Annotated in this window: 26 protein-coding genes; 18 read left to right on the top strand and 8 right to left on the bottom strand. The window is 72.5% G+C overall.

The window, feature by feature from the left end:
• Nucleotides 1-4: 4 nt before the first annotated feature.
• From CCO04_RS08830 to CCO04_RS08815, 5 genes are read left to right on the top strand one after another with little or no spacing between them, the layout of a single operon-like run.
• Entirely contained in the window at nt 5-901 is an 897-nt protein-coding gene (locus CCO04_RS08830) for a MarP family serine protease (protein WP_308281161.1), read from the top strand.
• Between the two features lie 9 nt (nt 902-910).
• Complete coding sequence (locus CCO04_RS28435) at nt 911-1,180, top strand: hypothetical protein (RefSeq protein WP_252372852.1); 270 nt, start codon at nt 911-913, stop codon at nt 1,178-1,180.
• A 22-nt stretch (nt 1,181-1,202) separates the two neighbouring features.
• Nucleotides 1,203-2,468, top strand: coding sequence for an acyl-CoA dehydrogenase family protein (locus tag CCO04_RS08825; RefSeq protein ID WP_252372851.1), 1,266 nt, complete (start codon nt 1,203-1,205; stop codon nt 2,466-2,468).
• Between the two features lie 16 nt (nt 2,469-2,484).
• A complete protein-coding gene (locus CCO04_RS08820; RefSeq protein WP_215813709.1) occupies nt 2,485-3,261 on the top strand; it encodes an enoyl-CoA hydratase/isomerase family protein in 777 nt (258 codons plus the stop codon).
• On the top strand, nt 3,261-4,130 hold the full coding sequence (locus tag CCO04_RS08815; RefSeq protein WP_215813708.1) for a hypothetical protein: 870 nt from the start codon (nt 3,261-3,263) through the stop codon (nt 4,128-4,130). The genes CCO04_RS08820 and CCO04_RS08815 overlap by 1 nt, the downstream gene beginning before the upstream one ends.
• Here the strand turns inward: CCO04_RS08815 and CCO04_RS08810 are convergent.
• The 4 genes from CCO04_RS08810 to CCO04_RS08795 are packed head-to-tail and all read right to left on the bottom strand — an operon-like array spanning nt 4,127 to nt 8,228.
• Nucleotides 4,127-5,722, bottom strand: a complete 1,596-nt coding sequence (locus CCO04_RS08810) for an aldehyde dehydrogenase (NADP(+)) (RefSeq protein WP_215813707.1) — start codon at nt 5,720-5,722, stop codon at nt 4,127-4,129. The two genes, CCO04_RS08815 and CCO04_RS08810, sit on opposite strands and share 4 nt — an antisense overlap.
• Nucleotides 5,719-6,504, bottom strand: a complete 786-nt coding sequence (locus CCO04_RS08805) for an SDR family NAD(P)-dependent oxidoreductase (protein ID WP_215813706.1) — start codon at nt 6,502-6,504, stop codon at nt 5,719-5,721. Before CCO04_RS08805 ends, CCO04_RS08810 begins: the two co-directional genes overlap by 4 nt.
• A 30-nt stretch (nt 6,505-6,534) precedes the next feature.
• Nucleotides 6,535-7,236, bottom strand: a complete 702-nt coding sequence (locus CCO04_RS08800) for a FadR/GntR family transcriptional regulator (RefSeq protein WP_215813705.1) — start codon at nt 7,234-7,236, stop codon at nt 6,535-6,537.
• The gene (locus CCO04_RS08795; RefSeq protein ID WP_215813704.1) at nt 7,233-8,228 is read right to left on the bottom strand and encodes a C-terminal binding protein; all 996 of its coding nucleotides are present in this window, start codon (nt 8,226-8,228) and stop codon (nt 7,233-7,235) included. Before CCO04_RS08795 ends, CCO04_RS08800 begins: the two co-directional genes overlap by 4 nt.
• A gap of 130 nt (nt 8,229-8,358) precedes the next feature.
• On the opposite strand from CCO04_RS08795, the gene CCO04_RS08790 reads away from it, so the two are divergent.
• From CCO04_RS08790 to CCO04_RS08755, 8 genes are read left to right on the top strand one after another with little or no spacing between them, the layout of a single operon-like run.
• A complete protein-coding gene (locus CCO04_RS08790) occupies nt 8,359-9,399 on the top strand; it encodes a BMP family protein (RefSeq protein WP_215813703.1) in 1,041 nt (346 codons plus the stop codon).
• On the top strand, nt 9,392-10,942 hold the full coding sequence (locus CCO04_RS08785) for an ABC transporter ATP-binding protein (RefSeq protein ID WP_215813702.1): 1,551 nt from the start codon (nt 9,392-9,394) through the stop codon (nt 10,940-10,942). Before CCO04_RS08790 ends, CCO04_RS08785 begins: the two co-directional genes overlap by 8 nt.
• Nucleotides 10,939-12,066 carry an ABC transporter permease gene (locus tag CCO04_RS08780; RefSeq protein ID WP_215813701.1) on the top strand — a complete coding sequence of 376 codons (1,128 nt, stop codon included), beginning with the start codon at nt 10,939-10,941 and terminating at the stop codon, nt 12,064-12,066. Before CCO04_RS08785 ends, CCO04_RS08780 begins: the two co-directional genes overlap by 4 nt.
• Before the next feature lie 34 nt (nt 12,067-12,100).
• Nucleotides 12,101-12,991, top strand: coding sequence for an ABC transporter permease (locus CCO04_RS08775; protein ID WP_215813700.1), 891 nt, complete (start codon nt 12,101-12,103; stop codon nt 12,989-12,991).
• Nucleotides 12,991-13,434 carry a cytidine deaminase gene (locus CCO04_RS08770; RefSeq protein ID WP_215813699.1) on the top strand — a complete coding sequence of 148 codons (444 nt, stop codon included), beginning with the start codon at nt 12,991-12,993 and terminating at the stop codon, nt 13,432-13,434. Before CCO04_RS08775 ends, CCO04_RS08770 begins: the two co-directional genes overlap by 1 nt.
• A gap of 37 nt (nt 13,435-13,471) precedes the next feature.
• Nucleotides 13,472-13,897: a VOC family protein gene (locus CCO04_RS08765; protein WP_215813698.1), complete on the top strand. Its 426-nt coding sequence runs from the start codon at nt 13,472-13,474 to the stop codon at nt 13,895-13,897.
• A 57-nt stretch (nt 13,898-13,954) separates the two neighbouring features.
• Nucleotides 13,955-15,124, top strand: coding sequence for a fumarylacetoacetate hydrolase family protein (locus CCO04_RS08760; protein WP_252373024.1), 1,170 nt, complete (start codon nt 13,955-13,957; stop codon nt 15,122-15,124).
• A 28-nt stretch (nt 15,125-15,152) separates the two neighbouring features.
• A complete protein-coding gene (locus tag CCO04_RS08755) occupies nt 15,153-16,520 on the top strand; it encodes an NAD-dependent succinate-semialdehyde dehydrogenase (RefSeq protein ID WP_215813696.1) in 1,368 nt (455 codons plus the stop codon).
• Nucleotides 16,521-16,574: 54 nt separating this feature from the next.
• Here CCO04_RS08755 and CCO04_RS08750 read toward each other — a convergent pair whose 3' ends face one another.
• Nucleotides 16,575-18,110 (bottom strand): LVIVD repeat-containing protein, encoded by a 1,536-nt coding sequence (locus CCO04_RS08750; RefSeq protein ID WP_252373023.1) that lies wholly within the window; start codon nt 18,108-18,110, stop codon nt 16,575-16,577.
• A gap of 92 nt (nt 18,111-18,202) precedes the next feature.
• Here CCO04_RS08750 and CCO04_RS28430 point away from each other — a divergent pair, with 92 nt between their 5' ends.
• Nucleotides 18,203-18,907, top strand: a complete 705-nt coding sequence (locus CCO04_RS28430; protein ID WP_215813694.1) for a DUF305 domain-containing protein — start codon at nt 18,203-18,205, stop codon at nt 18,905-18,907.
• A gap of 9 nt (nt 18,908-18,916) precedes the next feature.
• Here the strand turns inward: CCO04_RS28430 and CCO04_RS08740 are convergent, their stop codons facing one another.
• Nucleotides 18,917-19,810 (bottom strand): oxygenase MpaB family protein, encoded by an 894-nt coding sequence (locus CCO04_RS08740; RefSeq protein WP_215813693.1) that lies wholly within the window; start codon nt 19,808-19,810, stop codon nt 18,917-18,919.
• A gap of 62 nt (nt 19,811-19,872) precedes the next feature.
• Between CCO04_RS08740 and CCO04_RS29705 the strand changes: the two genes are divergently transcribed.
• Nucleotides 19,873-21,066: an NADH:flavin oxidoreductase gene (locus tag CCO04_RS29705; RefSeq protein WP_308281160.1), complete on the top strand. Its 1,194-nt coding sequence runs from the start codon at nt 19,873-19,875 to the stop codon at nt 21,064-21,066.
• A 3-nt stretch (nt 21,067-21,069) separates the two neighbouring features.
• On the opposite strand, the gene CCO04_RS08730 is transcribed toward CCO04_RS29705, so the two are convergent.
• Nucleotides 21,070-21,366, bottom strand: a complete 297-nt coding sequence (locus tag CCO04_RS08730) for a hypothetical protein (protein ID WP_215813691.1) — start codon at nt 21,364-21,366, stop codon at nt 21,070-21,072.
• A 189-nt stretch (nt 21,367-21,555) separates the two neighbouring features.
• Between CCO04_RS08730 and CCO04_RS08725 the strand changes: the two genes are divergently transcribed.
• The 3 genes from CCO04_RS08725 to CCO04_RS08715 are packed head-to-tail and all read left to right on the top strand — an operon-like array spanning nt 21,556 to nt 24,578.
• On the top strand, nt 21,556-22,671 hold the full coding sequence (locus CCO04_RS08725; RefSeq protein ID WP_215813690.1) for a diacylglycerol kinase: 1,116 nt from the start codon (nt 21,556-21,558) through the stop codon (nt 22,669-22,671).
• The gene (locus CCO04_RS08720) at nt 22,668-23,492 is read left to right on the top strand and encodes an SDR family oxidoreductase (protein WP_215813689.1); all 825 of its coding nucleotides are present in this window, start codon (nt 22,668-22,670) and stop codon (nt 23,490-23,492) included. The genes CCO04_RS08725 and CCO04_RS08720 overlap by 4 nt, the downstream gene beginning before the upstream one ends.
• Before the next feature lie 9 nt (nt 23,493-23,501).
• Nucleotides 23,502-24,578 (top strand): MBL fold metallo-hydrolase, encoded by a 1,077-nt coding sequence (locus CCO04_RS08715; protein WP_215813688.1) that lies wholly within the window; start codon nt 23,502-23,504, stop codon nt 24,576-24,578.
• A 31-nt stretch (nt 24,579-24,609) separates the two neighbouring features.
• Here the strand turns inward: CCO04_RS08715 and CCO04_RS08710 are convergent, their stop codons facing one another.
• Nucleotides 24,610-25,305 carry a TetR/AcrR family transcriptional regulator gene (locus tag CCO04_RS08710; RefSeq protein WP_215813687.1) on the bottom strand — a complete coding sequence of 232 codons (696 nt, stop codon included), beginning with the start codon at nt 25,303-25,305 and terminating at the stop codon, nt 24,610-24,612.
• Nucleotides 25,306-25,402: the final 97 nt, after the last annotated feature.

Genomic DNA, 25,402 nt, shown 5'->3' with positions numbered 1-25,402 from the left:
GCCAGTGAACCTGCTCGACTGGCTGCTTCTGCTGCTGGTCGCTGCCTACGCCCTGTCGGGTTACTGGCAGGGCTTCATCACCGGCGCCTTCGCCACCATCGGCCTGCTCTCCGGCGGCCTGGGCGGCATCCTGCTCGCGCCGCTGGTGCTGGGCGGGCTGGAGCCCTCGCTGGCGGTCTCGCTCGGGGCGCTGTTCATCGTCATCCTGTGCGCCTCGCTGGGCCAGGCGCTGCTCCAGTACGCCGGCGCGCGGGTCCGTGAGCGGATCACCTGGCAGCCCGCGCGGGCCGTCGACGCGATCGGCGGCGCGCTGCTGAGCGCCTTGGCGGTGCTGCTGGTGGCCTGGGCCCTCGGCGTCGCGATCTCCGGCACCCGGATCGGCCCGATCACCTCGATGGTGCGCAGCTCGGCGGTCCTGGCCAAGGTCAACGGCGTGCTGCCCGAGTCGGCACCCAACGCACTCCAGGCCTTCAACAACGTCGTCGGCACGGGCTTCTTCCCGCGCTACCTCGAGCCGTTCGCGCCCGAGCAGATCGTCGAGGTCGCGCCGGGCCCGTCCGAGCTGCCCGGCACGGCCAAGGTCAAGGCGACCCGGTCGAGCGTGGTCAAGATCCGCGGCGCCAACCGCTGCGGGCGCGGCGTCGAGGGCACCGGCTTCGTCATCGCCCAGGACCGCGTGATGACCAACGCCCACGTCGTCGCCGGCGTCGAGGACCCCGAGGTCAGCATCGGCGGCGGCACCGAGCTCGCCCGCGTCGTCCACTACGACCGCAAGCTCGACATCGCCGTACTGGCCCTCGAGACCGAGGACACCCCGGTGCTCCCGTTCGACAAGGGCGTCGGCGCCGGTGACCCGGTCGCGATCGTCGGCTACCCCCAGGACGGGCCGTTCGACGTCTAGACCGCGCGGGTGCGCGCCAAGCAGAACCTCCGCTCGCCCGACATCTACGGCGACGGCACCGTCGTGCGCGAGGTCTACTCGTTGCGCGGACTGGTCCGCCCCGGCAACTCCGGTGGACCGATCGTCACGCCCCAGGGCAAGGTCGCCGGCGTGGTCTTCGCCGCCTCGGTCACCGATCCCGAGACCGGCTACGCGCTGACCGCCCAGCAGGTCTCGGCCAGCGCCCGGGCGGGTGTCGCGGCCGACGCCGAGGTCAACACCGGCGCCTGCGCGTCCTAGCGCTTAGGCCATAGTGGGGCCCATGACCGGCCCGTCTCCCATGTACCCGGCCTATGCGGCCCCCAGCGACCAGGCCGTGCGCCTGTACGACGAGCTGAAGCGCTTCCTCGCCGACGAGGTGTTCCCGGCCGAGGAGGCCTACGAGCGCCACCGCGACGAGGCGGGCGCCGACGACCACACCGTGCCGCCGGTGGTCGAGGAGCTCAAGGCCAAGGCGCGCGAGCGCGGCCTGTGGAACCTCTTCCTGCCGAGCGAGTCGGGACTGACCCAGCTGGAGTACGCGCCGCTGGCCGAGCTGTCCGGGTGGAGCCTCGAGCTCGCCCCCGAGGCGATGAACTGCCAGGCGCCCGACACCGGCAACATGGAGCTGCTGCACCTCGTCGGCACCCCCGAGCAGCAGGATCGCTGGCTGCGGCCGCTGCTCGACGGTGAGATCCGCTCGGCGTTCGCGATGACCGAGCCGGCGGTCGCCTCGTCCGACGCGACCAACATCGAGACCCGCATCGAGCGCGACGGCGACGAGTACGTCATCAACGGCCGCAAGTGGTGGATCACCGGTGCCGCCGACCCCCGCTGCCAGGTGCTCATCGTGATGGGCAAGACCGATCCGGACGCCGCCACGCACCGCCAGCAGTCGATGGTGATCGTGCCGGTCGACACCCCGGGCGTGACGATCGGGCGCTCGTACCCGGTCTTCGGCCGGCAGGACCAGCACGGGCACACGATCATCGAGTTCACCGACGCCCGGGTGCCGGTCGGCAACCTGCTCGGCGAGGAGGGTGGCGGCTTCGCCGCGGCCCAGATGCGGCTGGGGCCGGGCCGGATCCACCACGTGATGCGGGCGCTCGGCGCCGGCGAGCGGGCGCTGGCGATGATGGTCGACCGGGCCAAGACGCGCACGGCGTTCGGCGGTCTGCTCGCCGAGCAGTCCGCGGTGCGCGAGAAGATCGCCGAGTCGCGGGTCGAGCTCGACCAGGCGCGGGCGCTGTGCCACCTGGCCGCGCACACCGTCGACACCGAGGGCAACAAGGGCGCCCGGCACCTCATCGCGGCGGCCAAGATCGCCGTACCGCGGGCGGTGCTGTCGGTCATCGACCGCGCCATCCAGCTGCACGGCGCGGCCGGCATCAGCGATGCGACGCCGCTCGCCTCGCTCTGGGGCTGGCACCGCGCGATGCGGATCTTCGACGGCCCCGACGAGGCCCACCTGACCACGCTGGGCCGCGCGGAGCTGACCCGCGACCCGCTCTTCGACCTCCCGCCCACCCTGCACGACCAGTTCCGCTGATCCCGAGGACTCCCTGATGACCGACACCTTCGTCCGCTACCAGTACGACGCCGGGATCGCCCGGATCACCCTCGCCGACGGCGACCGGGGCAACCCGGTCCACCCCGGCTCGGTGGCCCAGCTCCACGACGCCGTCCGCGCCGCCCACCGCGACGGCGCCCAGGTGATCGTCCTCGCCGCCGAGGGCCGCTTCTTCTCGGTCGGCGGCGACCTCGGCGCCTTCTCGGCCGCCGACGACGTCACCGCCTTCATCGACGACCTCGCCGACGCGCTGCACCGGGTGGTCAGCGAGCTGGTCCGCTCCGACGCGATCGTCGTCAGCGCGGTCCAGGGCACCGCCGCCGGCGCGGGCTTCCCGCTCGCGGCCGCGGCCGACGTCGTCGTCGCCGCCGAGGGCGCGAAGTTCAGCCTCGCCTACACCAAGGTCGGCCTCTCGCCCGACGGCGGCAGCTCGCTCCTCGTGCACACCCTCGGCCTGCACCGGGCGCTGCGCCTGGCCCTGCTCGGTGACCTGCTCACCGCCCAGGACGCGTACGACGCCGGCCTGGTCGCCCGCGTCGTCCCGGCCGACGAGCTGGCGGCCACCGTCGACCAGCTCGCCGCGAGCCTCGCGGCCGGTTCGGCGAGCGCCCAGGCCGCCGCGAAGCACCTGCTCCGCGACGTGGCCGCGCCCGCGCCCGAGACCGCGCTGCGCGCCGAGACGCTGTCGATCCGCAGCCTGGCCGGCACGCCCGACGGGCAGGAGGGCGTCACCGCGTTCGTCGAGAAGCGGGCGCCTCAGTTCGGCGCCTGATGGCCGCGGACCGCCTCCTCGTCGGCGCACTGACCGCCCCGGTCGACCGGGCCGACCTCCCGCCGCGGACCTCGCGCGAGCTGGGCATGGAGCTGGCCGGCTGGCTGATCGTCAGCCTGCTGTCGTGGCTGTTCTTCGGCGCGATCGCGCTGGGGCTCTCGTTCCTCCCGCCGCGGCCGTGGTGGGCGCTGCTCCCGGCCGGGATCGCCACGGTGATCACGCTCGGCCTGCTCCGGTCGGCGGTGCGCCCGAACCCGGCGTACCGGGTCCGGCTGGTGCGCCTGGGCCGGTTCGCGGCGGCCAACGGCATGACGTTCACCCCGCGGCCGGATACGCCGCACACCGGGCCGGGGCTGATCTTCAACCAGGGCGTGGGGCCGTTGACCCGCGATGTCGTACGGATGTCCGAGCCGCGGGAGATCGAGCTGGGGCTGCACCACTTCGGCTACGGCCGGAGCGTCTCCGGGTCGAGCGACTGGGCCTATGCGACCACCCCGATCTCGGACCAGCAGCTGCCGCACCTCGTGCTGCGAGCGCGGGGCGCGTGGACCGACGTCAGCCTGCCCGCCTCGGACGACCAGTCGCTCGGCACGCCCGAGCTGGAGGGGCCTGGCGCCGAGGCGTACCTCGTCCAGGCGCCGATCGGGCGCACCGGCACCGTCGGTCCGCTCCTCGACGCGACCCTCTTCCGCCCCGACGTGCTCGCCCGGCTGACCGAGCGGCCGGTGCACGTCGAGGTGGTCGACGGGCGCCTCTACCTCTACCGGCGCGAGTCGCTGGTGACCGAGGACCCGGACACCTGGCGCTGGATCCTCGCGCTCGTTGACGACGTCGCCGCCGTGCTCGAGGATCCAGCGACCGAGCGCTAGCGGACCAGCGCCCCGTCGACCCGCGCGGGCAGGCCCCACGGGTTGGCGTCCGCGACGGCCGGCGGCAGCAGCGCGTCGGTGAAGCCCTGGTAGGCGACCGGCCGCTGGAAGCGCAGGATCGCCGCGCTGCCGACCGAGGTGGTGCGGCTGTCGGAGGTCGCCGGGAAGGGTCCGCCGTGGACCATCGCGTCGTTGACCTCGACGCCGGTGGGCCAGTCGTTGAGGATCAGCCGGCCGGCGCGCCGCTCCAGCGTGGGCAGCAGCGCGGCGACGGCGGCGTGGTCGGCGGGCTCGGCGTGGACGCTGATGGTCAGCTGGCCCTCCAGCCCGTCGAGGGCCGTGCGCAGGGCGTCGACGTCGTCGTAGGTGACGATGAGCGAGGCGGCGCCGAAGACCTCCTCGCGCAGCGCGTCGTCGGTCGCGAAGTCCGCCAGGTCCGCGGCGTAGACCGCGGGGGCGGGGGCGTTGCGGGTCGGGCCCTCGGCGCCGGCGGCGACCAGGGTGGTCCGGTCCGAGGCGTCGAGACGGCCGATGCCGTCGGCGTAGGCGCTGCTGATGCTGGGGGAGAGCATCGTCTGGCCGGGCCGGTCGCGCAGCTCGGCAGCCACCGCGGCCCGTACGTCGTCGGCGTGCGCCGTCGGCACGAACAGCAGGCCGGGGTTGGTGCAGAACTGACCCGAGCCGAGGGTCAGCGAGCCGACGAAGCCGGTCGCGATCGCCGCGCCGCGCTCCGCCCAGGCGCCGGGGAGCAGGACGACCGGGTTGACCGAGGACATCTCGGCGTAGACCGGGACCGGCTCGGGGCGGGCCGCGGCGGTGCGCATGAGCGCGGTGCCGCCGCCCTGGGAGCCGGTGAAGGCGATCGCCTTGATGCCGGGGTCGGCGGCGAGGCGCTGGCCGACCGTCGTACCGGGGCCGTAGACGAGGGAGAAGACGCCGGCCGGCATGCCGCAGGCAAGGGCCGCGTCGACGATCGCCCAGCCGGCGAGCTCGGCCGTGCCGGCGTGGGAGTTGTGCGCCTTGACGATCACCGGGCAGCCGGCGGCGAGCGCTGAGGCGGTGTCGCCGCCCGCGGTGGAGAAGGCGAACGGGAAGTTGCTGGCGCCGAAGACCAGGACCGGGCCGAGCGGCACCTGCCGCTGGCGCAGGTCCGGCGCGGGGGCCGGCTGGCGCTCGGGCTGGGCGTGGTCGATCCGGACGCCCTGGTGGTCGCCGAGGTCGAGCTCGCGGGCAAAGAGCCGCAGCTGGTTGGTGGTGCGGCTCAGCTCGCCGTTGAGGCGCGCCTCGGGCAGGCCGGTCTCGGTGCCGGCCCGGGCGACCAGCGCCTCGCGCGCGGCCTCCAGGTGGTCGGCGATCGTGCGGAGGAAGGCGGCGCGGACGGCGGGCGTGGTGGCCCGGTAGTCGTCGAAGCAGGCGGTCGCCGCGGCCACGGCCCGGCCGACCTCGTCGTCGGTCGCTGGGTGGAAGACCGGCTCGACGAGCGCGTCGGTGGCGGGGTCGGTGGCGCGGAACGGCGTCCCGGTCCCGTCGGGGGTGCCGACCTCGCCGGCGATGATCGAGAGGCCGTGGGGTCGTGCGGTCGAGGGCGTCATGAGGCGAGCCATCCTCCATCTACGTTGAGCAGCTGTCCGGTGATGTACGACGAGGCGTCGCTCAGCAGGAAGACCGCTGCCGTGCCGACGTCCTCGGGGGCGCCGAGGTGACCGGCCGGGATCCGGCCGAGGATCCGCTGCGCATGGGCCGGCTCGGCGAGCAGGCCCTCGGTCATCTCGGTGCGGAAGTAGCCGGGCCCGATGATGTTGGCGCGCAGGCCGCGGGCGGCCCACTCGGTCGACAGGGCGCGAGTGATGCCGACGAGCGCGGTCTTCGAGGCGACGTACGGCGAGACGTTGGGCAGCCCGAGGCTGCTGTTGAGCGAGCCGATGAAGACGTGCGAGCCGCGCTGCTCCGCCGCGAGCTGGCGGCGGGCGAGCGCGGTGCTCAGGAAGTACGGCGCGTCGACGTTGAGGGCCTGGACCCGGCGCCAGCCGGCCACCTCGACCTCGACCGCCGGCCCGCGCAGCTGGACGCCCGCCGCGTGGACGACGCCGTCGACCGGGGCGATCTCCCAGAGCCGCTCCGCGAGGGCGTCGAGGCTCTCGGTGTCGGTCAGGTCGTGGGCGACGCTCGCGCAGGTGCCGCCGGCGGCGCGGACCTCGTCCGCGGCGTCGTCGAGCTGCTCCTGCGAGCGGGCGACGAGGGTGACCCGGGCGCCGCCGGCGGCGGCGCAGAGCGCGATCGCGCGCCCGATCCCGCGGCCACCGCCGGTCACCACGACGTGCCGGTCGTGGAGGCCGAAGGCCGCGGGGAGGGGGCGCTGGGTGGTCAGGTCCATCGAGGTCCTCTCAGGAGGGGAGGGGCGGTGTCAGTCGAGCAGCGCGTCTGTGTCGGCGAGGACGCGCAGGAGGTGCTGGCGGGCGTGGCGCCCGGCCGCGGTGACGTCGCGGGCGAAGACCGCGTCGGCGATCTCCTGGTGCTCGCGCAGCGTGTTGTCGCGCGCGGCCTCGTAGCCGAGCGTGGGCCGGTAGGCCCCGCGCAGGTAGTCGTTGATCGGGTTGATGATGTGGGTGAAGAACGGGTTGTGCGAGGCCTGGGCGAGCGCCGAGTGGAACTCCAGGTCGGCCTCGAGCGCGGTCGCGTGGTCGACCTCGTGGCCCTCGAACGAGCGCAGGGCGTCCTCGATGTGGCGCTTGTCGTCGGCGGTGTAGCGCTCGGCGGCGTGCTCGATCATCCCGACTTCCAGGGCCAGGCGCATCTCCATCAGCTCACGGAAGCTGCCGCGCTTCATCTGCAGCAGGAGCTCGAACTGGCGGGCGAAACCGGTGCCGTCGAAGTCTGCGACGACCATGCCGCGGCGCGGCCGGATCTCGACCAGGCCGCGCTCGACCAGGATCCGGCTGGCCTCGCGGATGACCGTGCGGCTGACGTCGAACTGCTCGACGAGCTCGGGCTCGGTGGGCATCCGGTCGCCCGGCTTGAGCTCCTGGGCGACCACCTGCTGGATCAGCGCGTCCGCGACCTGCTCGGAGAGCCGGGTCTTGCGCGGGCCGGACGTGGACGTGGTCATGCGGTCGCTCCTTGGGTCACGGTCCCGGCGACGGGGCATCGCAGGGGCTCGCCCCGCAGCGCACGGCCGGCTTCCTCGCTGGCCAGGCGCTGCAGCCGGTCGAGGGAGTCGGTCGCGTAGAACGCGGCATGGGGGGTGAGCACGAGGTGAGGAGCATCTCGCAGCGGGGAGTCGCTCGCCCAGGGTTCGGGGTCGGTGACGTCGAGCGCCGCCGCCGCGAGGTGACCGTCGATCAGCGCGGCCGCGAGGGCCGCCTCGTCGACGAGTCCGCCGCGCGCGGTGTTGACCAGGATCGCGCCGGCGGGCAGGGCCCGAAGGAAGTCCGCGTCGACCAGGTGCCGGGTCTCGGGGGTGAGCGGGGCGTGCAGCGAGACCGCAGACGAGCGCGCCAGCAGCTCGGGCAGCGTGACCGGCTCGACGCCGTGGGCGGTGACGACCTCGGCGGGGCAGTGCGGGTCGTGGGCGATGATCGTGCAGCCGAAGGGCGCCAGGCGCCGGGCGACCTCCTGGGCGATCCGGCCGAAACCCACCAGGCCGACGGTCATCTGGGCCAGGCCGGGCAGGGGGCCGACGTCGCCGGGCCGGGCCCAGCCGTGGCGCCGCACCAGGGCGTCGTACGACGTCAGGCGGCGCGCGAGCGAGAGCAGGCTCGCCGCGGCGTGGTCGGCCACGGTGCTGACGCCGTAGTCGGGGACGTTGGCGACGCGCACCCCCAGCTCGTCGGCGGCCGCGACGTCGACGTTGTCGTAGCCGATGCCGTAGCGGACCACCGTCGCCCCGGGCGCCATCGCGGCCAGCACCGCACGGGTGACGGGCGCGAAGTTCACGAAGGCGACGTCCGCGCCGGTGACCGCCGCGACGGTCTCGGCCTCGTCGGTGCACGCGTGGACGGCGAAGGTGCAGTCGAGCTCGGCCGCCACCCGCTCCTCGTGGGCGGTGTCGACGAACGCGTGATCGGTGACGACGACGCGGCGGGAGTGCTCGGCGGCCATGCGGTCTCCAGTCGGCTGGGAGGGGATCCTCGATTTGAGGGGTTGATCGTATCATATGATGATTGATATGTTCCGGATCACAGCCGCCGCAGCACCGTGCTCGGCAGCGTGCTCGACCGAGGAGATTCCGATGACCACGAAACTTCCGTTCTTCGCCTCCGCGACCCGGCGCCCGTTCGTCAAGCGCGCGAGCGTGGTGGCGAGCGCGGCCGTTCTCGCTGTCGGTCTGACGGCGTGCGGAGGAGCCAAGCCCAAGGCCTCGGGGTCCGACGACGAAGGCCTCTCGGTCGGCATCTTCGTCGACAACGCCTTCGGTGACGGCGACTTCTTCGACCAGGCCGCGGCCGCCGAGAAGCCCCTGGAGTCCGACCTGGACGCCAAGGTCAACACCTACGAGGGCCAGCTGCAGGCCCAGAACTTCGAGCCCCTCCTGCAGGACGCGGCCGACGCCAACGACATCGTCTTCGTGCTCGGCTTCGAGGCGATCGACGCGCTCGTCAAGGTGGCCGACGAGAACCCCGACACCCAGTTCGTGTTCGTCGACGGCACCGTCGACAGCCCCAACGTGGTCTCCGCGGAGTTCCGCACGGCCGAGGGCTGCTACATGGCCGGCGCGCTGGCCGCGACCGTCAACGCAGCCGCGGGCGCCAAGGCCGCCGGCTTCGTCGGCGGCATCGACGCCCCGGTGATCAAGAACTGCGAGTCCGGCTACACCCAGGGTGTCGCCGAGGTCGACCCGGCCCAGAAGGTCACCCCCCAGTACGCCGGCTCGTTCGTCGACCCTGCCAAGGGCCGCGAGATCGCGCTCGCGCTGCAGCAGAAGGGTGCCCACTCGATCTTCGCCTACGCCGGCCTGACCGGCGCCGGCATCTTCGACGCCGCCAAGGCCGACGGCAAGATCGCGCCGATCGGCGTGGTCGCGGACAAGAGCTCGCTGGCCCCCGGCAAGACGTCGGGCAGCCTGGAGATGGGTGTCGACACGGTCCTGCTGGCGCTGGTGAAGGACTACCAGGGCGGCGACCTGGAGCAGGGCAGCCAGCACACCTACGGTTTCGCCGAGGGTGGTTGGAAGATGGTCTACGACGAGGCCCTGGTCGGTGCCGAAGGCATCGCGCAGCTCGACGCCCTCCAGGAGCGGATCTCCTCCGGGGAGCTCAAGATCAGTGAATGAGACGACGAGGCCGGACGCCCCGCTGCTCGAGGCGTCCGGCATCACCAAGCGGTTCGGCCCGGTGGTCGCCAACGAGGACGTCCACCTGGACCTGCGCGCCGGTGAGGTGCACGCCCTGGTCGGGGAGAACGGCGCGGGCAAGACGACGCTGATGCGGATGCTCTTCGGGATGTACCAGCCCGATGCCGGCGTGATCCGGGTCCGCGGCGAGGAGCGGCACTTCCGCCGTCCCCAGGACGCGATCGACGCCCAGATCGGCATGGTGCACCAGCACTTCATGCTGGTGCCCACGTTCACCGTGGCCGAGAACATCACGCTCGGCGCGGAGCCGGGCGGGCCCGGGCTCTACAGCAAGGACCGGGCCAAGGAGGCGATCGCCGAGCCGATGCGGCGCCTGGGGGTCGACATCGACCCCGAGGCGGTGACCGGCAAGCTCAGCGTCGCCACCCAGCAGAAGATCGAGATCGTCAAGGTCCTCTACCGCGGCGCGCGGGTGCTGATCCTCGACGAGCCGACCGCCGTACTGACGCCGCAGGAGACGACCGAGCTCTTCGAGCTCCTGCGTCGCCTGGCGGCCGAGGGCTCGGCGATCGTGTTCATCTCGCACAAGCTGGGCGAGGTCTTCGCGGTGGCCGACCGGATCACCGTGCTGCGCCGCGGCCGCACCGTCGGCACGTACGACGCCGCGGCCACCGACGCCGCCGAGGTGGTCGCCGCGATGACCGGTCGCAGCGACGTCAACCTCGGCCGGGTCGAGCGGGTGGTCCCCGAGGAGCAGCCCCCGGTGCTCCTCGTCGACGCCATCAGCACCGAGAAGCCCGGCCACGACGCGGCTCTCGACGCGGTGTCCTTCACCGTGCGCGCCGGCGAGATCCTCGGGATCGCAGGCGTCGAGGGCAACGGCCAGACCGCCCTCGCCGAGGCGCTGGTCGGCACGCTCGCGCTCACCGGCGGCTCCGTGTCGATCTCCGGCACCGACGTCGGCGGCCTCGACGTCGCGGCCCGCCGCGACCGGGGTCTGGGCTACGTCCCGGAGGACCGGCACCACGAGGGGCTGCCGATCAACGGCACCGTGCTCGAGGCGATCGCGCCGTGCGAGGTGCGCAAGCGCACCGGGCTCGGCGTCCTCGCCAGCGCGCTGAGCGCCAAGGTCCGGGCCACGGCGACCGGCCTGGTCCGCGAGTACGACATCAAGGCCGCCGGCGTCGACGCCGTCTGCAGCACGCTCTCGGGCGGCAACCAGCAGAAGATCGTCGTCGCCCGCGAGCTGGAGGAGCAGCCGGCCTGCCTGGTGCTGGCGCAGCCGACGCGCGGCGTCGACCTGGGCGCCATCGAGTACCTCTACGGCCGGATCGCCGAGGCGACCGCCCGCGGCTGCGCGGTGCTGTTGGTCTCGGCCGACCTCGACGAGATCCTGCGGCTCTCCGACCGGGTGCTGGTGATGTACCGCGGCCAGGTGGTCGCGGAGAAGCGGACCCTCGACACGACCCGCGAGGAGCTGGGCATGCACATGATGGGCGCGACCACGGGAGGTGCCTCATGACGACGGCGCCCACGACGTCCACGACCGAGCCGGCGGCTCCGGCTCCGGCCCCGCCGGACAAGCCGGGCTGGCGCTCGGTCGCCGGCCGCCAGGCGGCCGCGATCGGCTACACCGTGGTGATCGGCCTGGTGCTGGCCTCGGTGCTGATCTACAGCCAGGGCTATGCGCCGTTCGCGACGATCCAGAGCGGCCTCCAGTACGCCGTCGGCGACCCCACCCAGGTCGCCCGGACGTTCGCCTGGGGCCTGCCGCTCTACGTCGCCGCGCTCGGCGTCGCGATCGCCTTCCGCTCCGGCATGTTCAACATCGGCGCCGAGGGCCAGATGTACGCCGGCGCCCTCGCCGCCGCGCTCACCGGCGCCTACCTCGGCCCGCTGTTCTCGCCCGCGCACCTGCTGCTCTGCACGCTGGCGGCGGGTCTGGCCGGTGGCCTGATCGCGGCCGGCCTCGGCTGGCTGCGCGCGGCCTGGGGCGTCGACGAGGTGCTCTCGACGCTGCTGTCGAACTACATCGTCATCCTCTTCTGCGCCTACCTCGCGATCGGTCCCCTGCGTGACACCACGCGCCAGAGCGGCACGACCAAGGAGGTCGCCGACACCGCCCGCTTCGACGAGATCGTGTCGCGCAGCGGCCTGACCACGGCGGTGTTCGTGGTGGTCGTCATCGCGATCGTGATCTGGTGGCTCAGCGAGCGCTCGGTGCTCGGCTACCGCTGGCGGATGACGGGCGAGAGCCCCGCCTTCGCCTCGTCCGTCGGCATCGACGTCTTCCGGGCGCGGGTGTCCTCGATGGCGCTGAGCGGCTTCGTGTGCGGTGTCGCCGGCTCGCTGCTGGTCACCGCCTCGCAGGGCCGGTTCTGGACCGAGATCGCCTCGGGCATCGGCTGGGACGGCGTGCTCATCGCGCTCGTCGCCCGCTCCCGTCCCGTGGCCACGGTCATCTGGGTGAGCGTCTACTGCGTGATGCGCTCGGCCGCCCGCGGCATCGAGCAGGCCTCCGACGTCCCCTCGGAGCTCTCGCTGGTGCTCATCTCGGCCATCATCATCGCGGCTGCCGCCCAGGCGCGCGTGTTCCACCAGTTCGCCCAGCTGCGTCACCGCCTGGGCTCGTTGCGGAGGTCGTGACATGGATTGGCTCGACGCATTTCTCGGATCGGGGATGCGCTTCACCACCCCGATCCTGCTGGCCGCGCTCGGCTGCCTGGTCACCTCCTGGACCAGGGACCTGAACGTCGGCCTGGAGGGCGCCATGATCTTCGGCGCCTTCTTCGGGGTCGCGTTCGGCCTCGAGCTCGGCTCGGGGCTGGGCGCGATCCTGGTCACGCTCCTCGCCGCGGCCGTGGCCGGGCTGCTGTTCGGCATCCTGATCACGACGTACCGGGTCAACGTGTTCGTCGCAGGCATCGTGCTCAACGTCTTCGGCGCCGGCGCGACGGTCTTCCTGCTGCGCTCGATCTACGGCGTCAAGGGCGCCCTGGCCGACGACGGCATCCCGCGCCTGGCCCGGATCGAGATCCCCGTCATCAAGGACATCCCGATCCTCGGCGGGCTCGTCTCGGGCCACACCGTGCTCACCTACCTCGCGTGGGTACTGGTCGGCGTGACCGTCTGGGCGGTGCGCAACAGCGTCGTCGTCCGGCACCTCAAGGCGGCCGGCGAGCACCCCGAGGCGCTGGAGACCGCAGGCGGCAACGTCCAGCGGATGCGGATCCTCGCCCAGGTGTGGTGCTTCATGCTCTGCGCCCTGGCCGGGGCCCAGATGAGCATCGGCCAGCTCTCCCTCTTCACCGAGGGGATGACGAGCGGGCTCGGCTTCGTCGCGGTCGCCGCGGCGATCTTCAGTCGCGGCAACGTGCTCTGGCTCGCCGCGATCTCCACCGTGTTCGGCCTCTCGTCGGCGGCCGGCGTCCAGATCAACGAGGAAGTCATGCCCCCACAGTTCGCCCAGATGATCCCGTACGTCGTGGCCCTCGTCGGGCTCGTCGTCCTGGCCCGCACCTCCAAGGTCGACCAGGTCCGGATCGCCACGCCCCAGCTGCAGGCCGACTGATGCGCGCCGTACCGCTGGAGCCCGAGGACGTCGCCCTCTACGAGCGCGCCGTCGAGGTCCTCGCCGCGTCCTTCGATCCGGTCGTGCACCAGGTCGCGGCCGCCGCCCGTACGGCGAGCGGCGAGGTCTTCCCCGGCCTGCACGTCGGCTCGCGCCGGGTCAACGTGTGCGCCGAGGCCTCGGCCATCGCCAACGCCGAGATGCACAACGCCGGCCAGGTCGTCGCGATGGTCGCGGTCTGCCGCGACGAGAACGGACGCACGGTCGTCACCAATCCGTGCGGCCTGTGCCGCGAGCTGATGGGCCACTACGGCCCCGACGCGTGGGTGCTGATCGACCGCGGCGGCGAGGTGGTCAAGGTCCGCTCCGGCGACCTGATGCCCTCGCCGTGGAACTTCCCCCACGAGAACGACTGGGACATCGCCGACCCGACCGCTCCCTGACCCACCCGCCTTCCACCGCACCCCCAGGAGGATCCCCATGCCCGGACTCCAGCTCACCGACATCTGCCTGGTCACCCGCGACCTCGACGCCGCGGTCGACTTCTACACCGACAAGCTCGGCTACCAGCTCAAGTCGCGGATGCCCGGCTTCGCCGACTTCACCCGCAACGGCGTCATCCTCGCGCTGTGGGACGCGAGCGCGATCCGCGATTCCACCGGCGTCCCGGCCGCCGTCGAGGCCCCGACCGGGCACGGCGTGATGATGGCCGTCGAGGTCGAGAGCCCCGACGAGGTCGACCGCGAGCACGCCCGGCTCACCGCCCTGGGCGTCGAGTTCTACGCCCCGCCCAAGGACTACGCGTGGAACGCCCGGTGCGCCTACTTCGCCGGCCCGTGCGGCGAGTTCTGGGAGCTCTTCGCCTGGCACGAGGGCGGCGCCCCCGGTGCCGTCGACCCGTCCTGACCGTCCCTTCCTTCCCCTGAACGAACCTGCCGAGAACGAGGAGCACCTGTGCTGACCATGGACCGACTGCTGCCGAACGACCGGGAGCGCGCCACGCTCGTGGGCCGGGTCTGGGACCCGGCCGAGCGCGGACCCGTGCTCGTCGTGGTCGCCGGCGACGACGCGGTCGACGTCACCGACCTGGGCCCGACCTGCTCGACGCTGCTGGAGCGGCACGACGCCGCCGCGCTGCGCGCCGCCGCAGCCGACCCGGCCCGGCGTCGCTGGTCGCTGGCCACGCTGATCGAGGCGTTCGGCGACGAGCGCGACCCCGAGGTGGCGCGGCTGCTGTCGCCGGTCGACCTCCAGGTGCTCAAGGCCGCCGGCGTGACCTTCGTCGAGAGCATGGTCGAGCGGGTCATCGAGGAGCGCGCGCAGGGCGACCTGCAGCAGGCCGAGGCGATCCGCGGCCAGCTCGCCGCCGCCATCGGTGGCGCGATCGCCCAGGTGAAGCCGGGTTCCGAGGCCGCCGAGAAGGTCAAGCAGATCCTCGTCTCCGAGGGCCTCTGGTCGCAGTACCTCGAGGTCGGCATCGGCCCCGACCCGGAGATCTTCACCAAGGCGCCGGTCCTCTCGTCGGTCGGCGTCGGCGCCACGATCGGCGTCCTGAGCCGCTCGGCGTGGAACAACCCCGAGCCCGAGGTCGCCCTCGTCGCCCGGGCGGACGGCACGCCCGTCGGCGCGATGCTCGGCAACGACGTCAACCTGCGCGACTTCGAGGGCCGCAGCGCGCTGCTGCTCACCGAGGCCAAGGACAACAACGCCTCGTGCGCGCTGGGCCCGTTCATCCGGCTCTTCGACGAGGACTTCGGCATCGACGACGTCCGCGGGCTCGACGTGCACCTGACCGTCGAGGGCCCCGAGGGCTTCCGGATGGACGGCGTCAGCTCGATGAGCAACATCAGCCGCGACCCGCTCGAGCTGATCGGCCACACCTGCGGCGCGCACCACCACTACCCGGACGGCTTCGTGCTGCTCACCGGCACGCTCTTCGCGCCCACCCAGGACCGGCACGGTCCCGGCCAGGGCTTCACCCACGTCGTCGGGGACGTCGTCCGGATCTCGGCCGACCGGCTCGGCGAGCTCGTCAACGTCGTCGACCACGCCGAGACCGCACCGCCGTGGACGTTCGGCATCTGGGACCTCGTCGAGAGCCTCAACCGGCGCTCGCTGCTGGCCGCCGGCTGACCCGACCCACGACCCGAAGGAAACCCCCATGTACGCCACCGTCAACCCCGCCACCGGCGAGCTCGTCGAGTCCTTCGACCCCGCCACCGACGCCGAGGTCGAGGCCGCGCTGAGCGGCGTCGCCGGCTCGTTCGCCACCTGGTCCGCCCGTCCGCTCGCCGAGCGCGCCGCGATCGTGCACCGGGTCGCCGACCTCTTCGAGGAGCGCGCCGACGAGCTCGCCGCGATCATCACCCTCGAGATGGGCAAGCGGCTCGAGGAGTCGCGCGGCGAGATCGACATCGTCGCCGCGATCTTCCGCTACTACGCCGACAACGGCGCGACCTTCCTCGCCGACCAGGAGCTCACCATCGAGGGCGGCCGCGCCCTGGTCCAGAAGCGCCCGATCGGTGCGGTGCTCGGGATCATGCCGTGGAACTACCCGTACTACCAGGTCGCCCGGTTCGCCGCGCCCAACCTGGTGCTCGGCAACACGATCGTGCTCAAGCACGCCCCGAGCTGCCCCCGTACGGCGCTCGCCATCGCCCGCGTGATGGCCGACGCCGGCGTCCCCGAGGACGTCTACGTCAACCTGCTCGCCACCAACGACCAGGTCGCCACGATGATCGACGACCCGCGCATCCAGGGCGTCTCGCTCACCGGCAGCGAGCGGGCCGGTGCCGCGGTCGCCGCCCGCGCGGGCCAGAACCTCAAGAAGGTCGTCCTCGAGCTCGGCGGCTCCGACCCGATGATCGTGCTCGACAGCGCGGACGTCGCCGCCACCGCCCGCGAGGCCGTCGCCTCGCGGATGGGCAACATGGGCCAGGCCTGCAACGCGCCCAAGCGGATGATCGTCCTCGCCGACCTGTACGACGACTTCCTGGCCGGTCTCGTCACCGCCATGGGCGAGTTCGTGCCCGGTGACCCGGCCGACCCGGCGACCACCCTCGCCCCGCTCTCGTCGCTGGCCGCGGCCGACAAGCTCGTCGACCAGCTCGAGCGTGCCGTCGCGCAGGGTGCCACCGTGCACACCGGCGGCGGCCGGGTGGACCGCCCCGGCGCCTTCGTCGAGCCGACCGTGCTCACCGGCGTCGTCCCCGGCACGGACGCCTACCGCGAGGAGCTGTTCGGTCCCGTCGCGATCGTGTTCCGCGCCGAGTCCGAGGAGGAGGCCGTGGCCCTGGCCAACGACACCCCCTTCGGCCTGGGCTCCAGCGTGTTCAGCACCGACCTCGAGCGCGCCCAGCGGGTGGCCGACCGGATCGACGCGGGCATGGTCTACCTCAACGCCGCGGGCGGCTCGCAGCCCGACCTGCCCTTCGGTGGCACCAAGCGCTCCGGCATCGGCCGTGAGCTCGGCCCGGTCGGCATGGACGAGTTCGCCAACCACCGGGTGCTGCGCATCCCGGCCTCCTGACGCCGATCGCGGCCGTGAGCCGCGGCGCCGGGTCCCCGGCGCCGCGGCTCACGCCTAGTAGGACGTCTGCGACTGCACGTTGAGCTCGTCGACCTTGACCCGCTGGGCGCCGGCGATCCGCCGGTCGCGCAGCCGGAAGACGTCGAAGCCCTGCTGGATGTCGCTGGAGTAGATGTGGCCGTTGTACCAGTACGCCGACCACGAGCCGCCCAGCACGAGCCGCTCGGTCGACAGCGGCCCGCGGTCGAAGTACGCGATCTCCTTGGGGCGGGCCGAGTCGGTGAAGTCCCACACCGAGATGCCGCCCTGGTACCAGGCCTGGACCATGATGTCGCGCCCGCGCACCGGGATCAGCGAGCCGTTGTGGGCCACGCAGTTCTCGGTGTTGGCCTGGGTCCGCGGGATCTTGAAGTAGGAGCGGAAGACCAGCTTGCCGCGGCGGATGTCGTAGATGCCGTCGGCGCCCTTGACCGAGCCGACCGTCGGGTTGCAGGTCGGGCCGCCGCCCCCGCCGAGCTCGTCGGTGAAGACCACCTTGGTGCCGGCGTTGTTGAAGGTCGCGGAGTGCCAGAACGCGAAGTTCTCGGTGTCACGGACCCGCTCGGTGACCACCGGGTGCTCGCGGTCGGAGATGTCGACCAGGATGCCGTCGCCCATACAGGCGCCGGCCATCACGTCCTTGCGGGCGTACGCCGTGAGGTCGTGGCAGCCGGAGGTGGTCGAGGAGTAGCCGCCGCTCGGGTTGCCGCCGTCGGGGAAGAGCACGGGCGTGCTGACCACGCGGGCGTCCTGGGGCCGGCGCAGCGGCACCTTGACCACGCTGACCTGGTCGTGGGGCGGCTGGCAGTCGGGGAAGCTCGCGTTGGGTGAGTACGACGAGACGTAGACGTAGAGGTCGCGCCGGTTCTTCGAGGGCGCGAGCGTGTGGGTGTGCGAGCCGCACGCGGTCTCGACGGCGGCGACGTAGCGCGGTGCCCGCGGGTTGCTGATGTCGAAGACCCGGATGCCCTCCCACGACTCCTTGATCGTGGCCGACTGGGGCACGTTGGCGCAGCTGTCGTTGCTGCGGCTGGAGTCGACGCTCAGCACCAGGACGTCGCCGTAGACGGAGATGTCGTTCTGGGAGCCGGGGCAGAGCACCTGGGTGACGATGCGGGGACGCTGCGGCTTGCGGATGTCGTAGACGGTGAAGCCGTCGTAGTTGCCCTGGAAGGCGTAGTCGCCCTGGAAGGCCAGGTCGGTCTCGAACGACGTCTCGCCCGCGAACGCGCCGGACTTCGGCAGGTTGGCCAGGAGCGTGATGTTGCGGCTCTTGTCGATCTCGCCGGGGGCGAGCACCGCGTCGGTGTCGTCGAGCCGGGCCAGGTCCTGGCCGGGCAGGCAGGCGTCGTCGAAGTTGTCGCCTGCCCGCTCGGCCTGGCGCAGCAGGCCTGGTGGGCACGGGGACGACGCGGTCGCGCCCGACGCGTTGTCGTGGTCGTGGTCGTCGTGCGCGTCGGCCGGCACGGTCAGTGCCGAGATGCCGAGGGCCAGGGTGCCCAGCGCGGTGAAGCAGAGGGCACGCAGCCCTGAGGGGGCGAGTTTCGCCATGGTCACTCCCGAGATTGAATGAACACGCTGGCCTGATGCTCGCCTATGGTGAGCCAGGTCACAACCCCTCGGGGGGAGAAGGAGTGTTCTCGGTGTCTCGGTCTCGGTCCAGTCTTCGTCGTGCCCGCGTGGCGGCGGTGGTCGCCTTCCTCGCGGTGCTCTCCAGCGCCTGCCAGGGTCAGTCCGACGACCCGCCCGGGTCCGGTCCCCGAACGGCGCTGACGCCCTCGTCGGCGCCGCCGGTCCTTCAGCCGGGCGCGCCCGGTGAGGCCGGTACGACGGCCGACCCGGGGACGACGGCCGAGCAGGCCGGCGCCGCCCACGACGACATCGCCTTCATGCAGATGATGATCCCGCACCACGCGCAGGCGCTGACCATGTCGCGCCTGGCGCCGCGGCGTGCGGCCTCGCCCGAGGTCAAGGCGATGGCGCGCCGGATCCTCGGCGCGCAGGGGCCCGAGATCCTCACCATGGCGGCGTGGCTGCGCGACCGGAACCTCGCCGTACCGACCGCCGAGGACGACCCCGACGCGTACGACCACGGCAAGCACGGCCACGCGACGATGCACGGCATGCTCACCGCGGCCGAGCTGCGCGCGCTGCGCCGGGCCCGCGGTGCGGCCTTCGACCGGCTCTACCTGGCCGGGATGATCCGGCACCACGAGGGGGCGATCGCGATGGCGGACGTGGTCGCGGTCAAGGGCACCGACGTGCTCGTCGCCGAGCTCGCCGGCGACATCGTGGTCGGCCAGCAGGCCGAGATCGACCGGATGCGGGTGCTGCTCGCGGACCTGTGACCCGGGGGATCAGGCCTCGGCCGCCGTGGAGTGCCGGACCGGGCAGCCGCCCACGCCCGGCACCGGGAAGGTGCCGAGGTCGGCCAGCCGGTAGCCGTCCGGATAGCTCTTGATCCGCGGCAGGTCCGCGGTGAACGTCGGGCGCCGGTTGGACGGCGTGTGCCGCAGCACGCGCGCCCGGGCCCGCATCGCGGCCAGGCTGAGCCGCTTGGCCAGCGGAGGTGCCGGGGCGTAGCCGAAGGCGTCGAGCAGCGGCTCGTCCATCAGGGCGCGGCTGAACACCTCGACCGGCTTGCGGACCACGCGCGGGTAGAACGTGGTGAGCAGGTCGAGCGTGGAGTCGGCGACGCGGCGTCCGCCCTCGTCGAAGGCGAAGTGCGCGCGCTCGTAGTCGTCCATGAGGTGCATGAACCCGTCGTAGGTCTCCGGCACGTCCTTGATGGCCATGTGCCGCCCGAGCGCGCGGTAGTAGTTGACGCTCGCGCGCAGCTCGTGGTCGGTCAGGGGGCGCCAGCCGTAGGCGTCGAGCCACCGCTTCGGTACGACGACGAAGGTCGACAGCACGTAGCGGAAGTCGTCGTTGGAGATGTCGTAGGCGCGGTGCATCTGGTTGATCCGGCGCAGCGCGGTCTTGCCGGCCTCGGAGTCGAAGCCGTGCACGAACGGGGCTTCGAGCAGGAGCGCCGTGTCGTCGTACCGCTGCTGGACGGCGCCCGTGAACGCGCCGGTCTCGTCGAGCAGGCGCCCGACGCTCGGCACGGCGTAGGTGCGGAAGAGCGCGAAGCTCAGCGCCTGGGTGATGTCCCAGCTGAACTCGTAGAGCGCGAGGTTCTGGTAGATCTCGACGTAGTCGGTCTCGGCGTCGAGGGCCGCGTTGCGGTCGCGCCAGAGCGTCTTGGCCATGTGCCGACGATAGGGCCTCGGGGGGTAGAACAGGTTTCAGTTCGAGGGCTAGAGTGCGCCGCGTGAGCGCTCCTGACGTCTTCGCCCCGGCCGACCTCGGGCCGGTGCGGCTGCGCAACCGGACCGTCAAGGCGGCGACCTTCGAGGGCCGGACGCCGGACGGCCTGGTCACCGACGAGCTCATCGCCTACCACCGCGCGCCGGCCGCGGGCGGCGTCGGGCTGACCACGGTCGCCTATCTCGCCGTCGCGCCCGACGGGCGCACCCACGGCGAGCAGATCGTCGTCGGGCCGCGCGCGCTGCCCGGCCTGACCCGGCTCGCCGACGAGATCCACGCGACGGGCGCGGCGATCGCCGGCCAGGTCGGTCACGCCGGACCGGTCGCCAACGGGCGCTCCAACGGCGTGCCCGCGATCGCGGCCAGCGCGATGCCGAGCCCCCTGTCGATGCAGATGATCCGCGCGGCGTCCGAGAAGGACCTGACCCGGGTCACCCGCGCGTACGCCGACACGGCCCGCCTGCTCGTCCGCGCCGGCTTCGACGTGCTGGAGCTGCACATGGCGCACTCCTACCTGATCTCGTCGTTCCTCGCTCCCGGGCTCAACCGCCGCCGCGACCGCTGGGGCGGGCCGCTGGAGCGGCGGGCCCGGCTCGCGCGCCAGGTGGCGCGCGTCGTGCGCGAGGAGGTCGGCGACGCCGTCGCGGTGACCGCGAAGGTGTCGGTCTCCGACGGCTTCACCGGCGGGGTGACGACCGCGACGAGCATCGAGCTCGCCCAGCTGCTGGAGGCCGACGGCCACCTGGACGCGCTCCAGCTCTCCGGCGGCTCGTCGCTGATGAACCCGATGTACCTCTTCCGCGGCGGGGCGCCCGTGGCGGAGTTCGCCGCGACCATGCCGCCGCTGGTGCGGTGGGGGATGAAGACGCCGGTGGGACGCGGCTTCATGAAGCAGTACGACTTCGAGGAGGCCTACTTCCGGCCCAAGGCGCTCGAGGTGCGCGGCGCGGTCGCGATGCCGCTGATGCTGCTCGGCGGGATCAACCGGGTCGAGACGATGCGTCAGGCGATGGCCGACGGCTTCGACTTCGTCGTGATGGGCCGGGCGCTGCTGCGCGAGCCGGACCTCGTCAACCGGCTCCAGGCCGGGATCGTGCGGGAAGGGGTCTGCATCCACTGCAACCGGTGCATGCCGACCATCTACTCGGGGACGCGGTGCCCCGAGTGGGCGCCGGGACAGGTGATCCCGGCGCCCTGAGCATCACTTGGTGACGCAGTCGGCGCTGGCCTTGGAGATGACCTCGCTGGCCTCGTTGAGCTCCTTGCTGGAGCCCTTGTCGTTGTCGACCATCTTGTTGAGGGTGTCGTCGGAGAGGTCGGAGTCGACGACGGCCTTGGCGATGCAGTCGATGACGTCGTCGGTCAGCACCGAGGAGTCGCCGGGGATCTGGTCCTTGATCGCGTCCGCGACGTCGGACTGCGACGGCCGGCCCCCGCCACCGCAGGCGGTGAGCGTGACGGCGAGAGCAGCGGCGGTGGCGACAAGCTTGAGCTTCATGTGGGGGTGTCTCCTGGATCGTTGTGCGGGCGCGCGGATGTGCGCCCCCCATCGGTAGAGGGCTCCCTGCCCCGTTCCTTACGCGGTCACACCTGTTTTCGGCGGGACCCGCGGAATCCGCGGGGCGAGCGGGGGTCAGTGCGCCGCGAACCCTTCCCAGAAACTAGAACTCGTTCTACATTGACCCGCATGTCACAGGTCATCCCCGAGAAGCCGCTGCGCGTCGTCGTCTGGTCGACCGGGACCATCGGCCGGCACGCGATCGCCGGCGTCGACGCCCATCCCGACCTCGAGCTGGTCGGGGTGTGGACCTCCACCCTCGAGAAGCACGGCCAGGACGCCGGTCTGCTCGCCGGCCTCGGTCGCGAGCTCGGCGTCAAGGCGACGACCGACCGCGACGAGCTGGTCGCGCTGCGCCCCGACTGCATCGTGCACGGCGCGATGACCGACGACCGGGTCTTCGAGTCCATCGCCGACCTCACCGAGCTGATCCGCGACGGCATCAACGTGGTCTCGTCCGGACCGGTCATCCTGCTCCACCGCGACGGCACGCTGCCGCCGGAGATGATCGACCAGATCGACCAGGCCGGCTTCGAGGGCAACGCCAGCCTGCACGTCAACGGCATCGACCCCGGGTTCGCCAACGACGTCCTGCCGCTGGTGATGACCAGCCTCAGCCAGCGCATCGACCACGTCACCGTCAGCGAGATCGCCGACTACTCGACGTACTACCAGCCCGTGGTGATGCGCGACCTCTTCGGCTTCGGGCAGCCGATGGACGCCACGCCGCTGCTGTGGGAGCCCGGCATCCTCACCACCGCCTGGGGCCCCGTGGTCCGGGTGATCGCGGCCGGCCTGGGCGTCACCCTCGACGAGCCGCTGGTCGAGGAGGTCGAGCGCCGTCCGGCGCCGCGCGACACCAAGACCGTCTCGCTCGACGTGCCCGAGGGCACCATGGGCGCCGTGCGGTTCCGGGTGATCGGCACCGTCGACGGCGTCCCGCGGATCACGCTGGAGCACGTCACCCGCACGGCGGCCGACCAGGAGCCCGGCTGGCCCAAGCCCGCCGAGGGCGACGGCTGCTACCGGATCGAGATCACCGGCGAGCCCTGCCTCAAGGTCGAGTTCACCCACCACGGCGAGAACGGCGACCACAACGTCTCGGGGATGATCGTCACCGCCCAGCGCCTCATCAACGCGATCCCCGCCGTCGTCGCGGCCCGCCCGGGCCTGATCTCCGCGCTGGACCTGCCGCTGGTCACCGGCCGCGGCCTGGTCACCGGCACGAACGGCGGCGGCCGGTGAGCATCCTCGACCGCTTCACCGTCACCGACCACGTCGCCGTCGTCACCGGCGCCGGCCGGGGCATCGGCGCCGCCACCGCGATCGCGCTCGCCGAGGCCGGCGCGGACGTCGTCATCTCCGCGCGCACCGAGGCGCAGCTCGAGGAGGTCGCCGTCCGCATCGAGGCGCTCGGTCGCCGCGCGCTCGTCGTCCCGGCGAACCTCGCGCACACCGAGGAGGTCGCCGGCCTCGCCGCCGCGGCCCACGAGGAGTTCGGCCGCCTCGACATCGTCGTCAACAACGTCGGCGGCACCATCCCCAACGCCTTCCTCGACACCGACGTGGCGTACCTGGAGGAGGCCTTCCACTTCAACGTCGCGACCGCGCACGCGCTGAGCCGCGCGGCCGTGCCGTTCATGCTCGCCTCGGCGGGGGAGGGCCGGCAGAAGTCGATCACCTCGATCTCGTCGGCGATGGGCCGGCTGGCCGGGCGCGGCTACCTCGCCTACGGCACCGCGAAGGCGGCGCTCGCGCACTGGTCGCGGCTCGCGGCGACCGACCTCAACCCGGAGATCCGGGTGAACGGGGTCTTCGTCGGCTCGGTCATGACGAGCGCGCTGGAGTTCGTCGCCGGGGTGCCGGAGATGAAGACCCAGCTCGAGAAGGCGACCCCCCTCGGCCGGATCGGCGAGGCCGAGGACATCGCCGCCGCCGTGGTCTACCTGAGCTCCGCGGCAGGCAAGTACGTGACCGGCAAGATGCTCGAGGTCGACGGCGGCATCCAGGAGCCCAACCTCGACTTGCACCTACCCGATCTACGACCGGAAGTGAACTCTTCCTAGAGTGGGCACATGACAACGGGAGGGATCGCCACCGGACACGCCGTCTCGCCGGACTCGGGCCGTCACTGGGCCGACGAAGGTGCCTGGCAGGTGGCGGAGGGGATCCACCGGATCCCGCTGCCCCTCCCGATGGACGCGCTCAAGGCCGTCAACATCTATGTCGTCGCCGGTGACGACGGGCTCACCCTGATCGACGGCGGCTGGGCGATCCCGGTCGCGCGCGAGCTGCTCGACAAGAGCCTGCGCTCGATCGGCTCGGGCTTCGGTGACATCAAGCGCTTCCTGGTCACCCACGTGCACCGCGACCACTACACGCTCGCCACCGTCCTCGGCCACGAGTTCGGCGCCGAGGTCGCCCTCGGCGCCGGCGAGCAGCCGGCCCTCGAGCTCCTCCACCGGGCCGGCCTCGACGGCCTCGACGAGAGCCCGTTCCTCGCCGTCCTGCGCACCGCCGGTGCCGCCGAGATCGCCGACCTCTGGGCCTCCGGCCACAACGGCGAGCTGCCCAACCCCGTCGACTGGGCCTTCCCCGACGTCTGGATCGAGGGCGACCGGCAGTTCGACGTCGGGCACCGCACCCTCGACGCCGTCCACACGCCCGGCCACACCCCGGGCCACTACGTCTACGCCGACCAGGCCGAGGGCGTGCTCTTCTCCGGTGACCACGTGCTCCCCACGATCACCCCGTCCATCGGCTTCACCGTGCCTCCGGCCGAGCAGCCCCTCGGCCAGTTCATGGCCTCGCTGGCCCGCGTGCGCGAGCTCCCCGACCTGCGCGTCCTCCCGGCCCACGGCCCGGTCGCCCCGTCGTCGTACGAGCGGGTAGACGAGCTGCTCGTGCACCACGAGGAGCGCCTCACCCAGTGCCTCGCGTCGCTGCGCGAGCGCGGCTCGGTGACCTCGCTCGTCGTCGCCCGCGACCTCGGCTGGACCCGGCACGAGCGGGCCTTCGGCGAGCTCGACGTGTTCAGCCAGGGCATGGCGGCGATGGAGACCAAGGCGCACCTGGAGCTGCTGGTGGCGCGCGGGCAGGCTACCGAGGTCGCCGACCCCGACGGCGTCGTGTTCACCGCCGTCCCGTCCTGACCGGCTGACCCGCTGACCGGGCGCGCCGGGATCAGCGCGCCCGTGCGGCCCGCGCGGCGATCGAGTCCAGCAGCAGGTCGAGAGCGGTGTCGAAGACCTGCTCGCTCTCGATCAGGTCGAGGTCCCCGCTGATCGAGCGCAGGTGCTCGAACTGGTCGGGTGCGGCGGCGTACGCCGTGGCCCAGGTCGACCGCTCGGCCTGCTGGATGCTCTCGTCGAGCACCCGGAAGCCCGCCAGCCCGCCGGACCACAGCAGGGCGAAGTCCGCGATCACGCGGTAGTGCAGGGCGAGCTCGGCGTCGGGGATGCCGGCCGTGCGCAGCGCCCCGACGACCGCGTCCGCGGCCTTCATCTCCGAGGACCCGGTGGTGATCCGGGGGCCGCTCAGGACGGCCGCCGCGGGATGCCGGACGTAGGTCGTGCGGACCCGTTGGCACACGTCGACGAGGGTGCCCCGCCAGTCGTCGGCGACGGGCTCGAAGCCCTCGAACGCCTCGGTCAGCAGCCGGTCGGCGACGGCGAGCACGAGGTCGTCCTTGCTCGCGAAGTGGCGGTAGACCGCCGTCTGGTCGGCGCCGAGCGTGCGCCCCAGGCGCGGCATCGTGAAGGCGGCGAGGCCCTGCTCGTCGAGCAGCGCGAGGCTCGCGGTCACGATCCGGTCGGGGGTCAGTGCCCCGCGCGGCAGCCGCCGTCGCGGGCCGTCCTCCGATGCCTTCGGTGTGCTCACGGGGCGCATCATGCCACCCGTCGCGATCGCGCACCGGGGCAGGTCAGCGGTTAAGTCAATCTGTTAGTCAAAGGTATTGACTTGGGATCCGAGGCGC

The sequence above is a fragment of the Pimelobacter sp. 30-1 genome (assembly GCF_018831735.1).
Classification (GTDB): Bacteria; Actinomycetota; Actinomycetes; order Propionibacteriales; family Nocardioidaceae; genus Nocardioides.
This window is presented reverse-complemented; position numbering and strand designations above follow the sequence as displayed.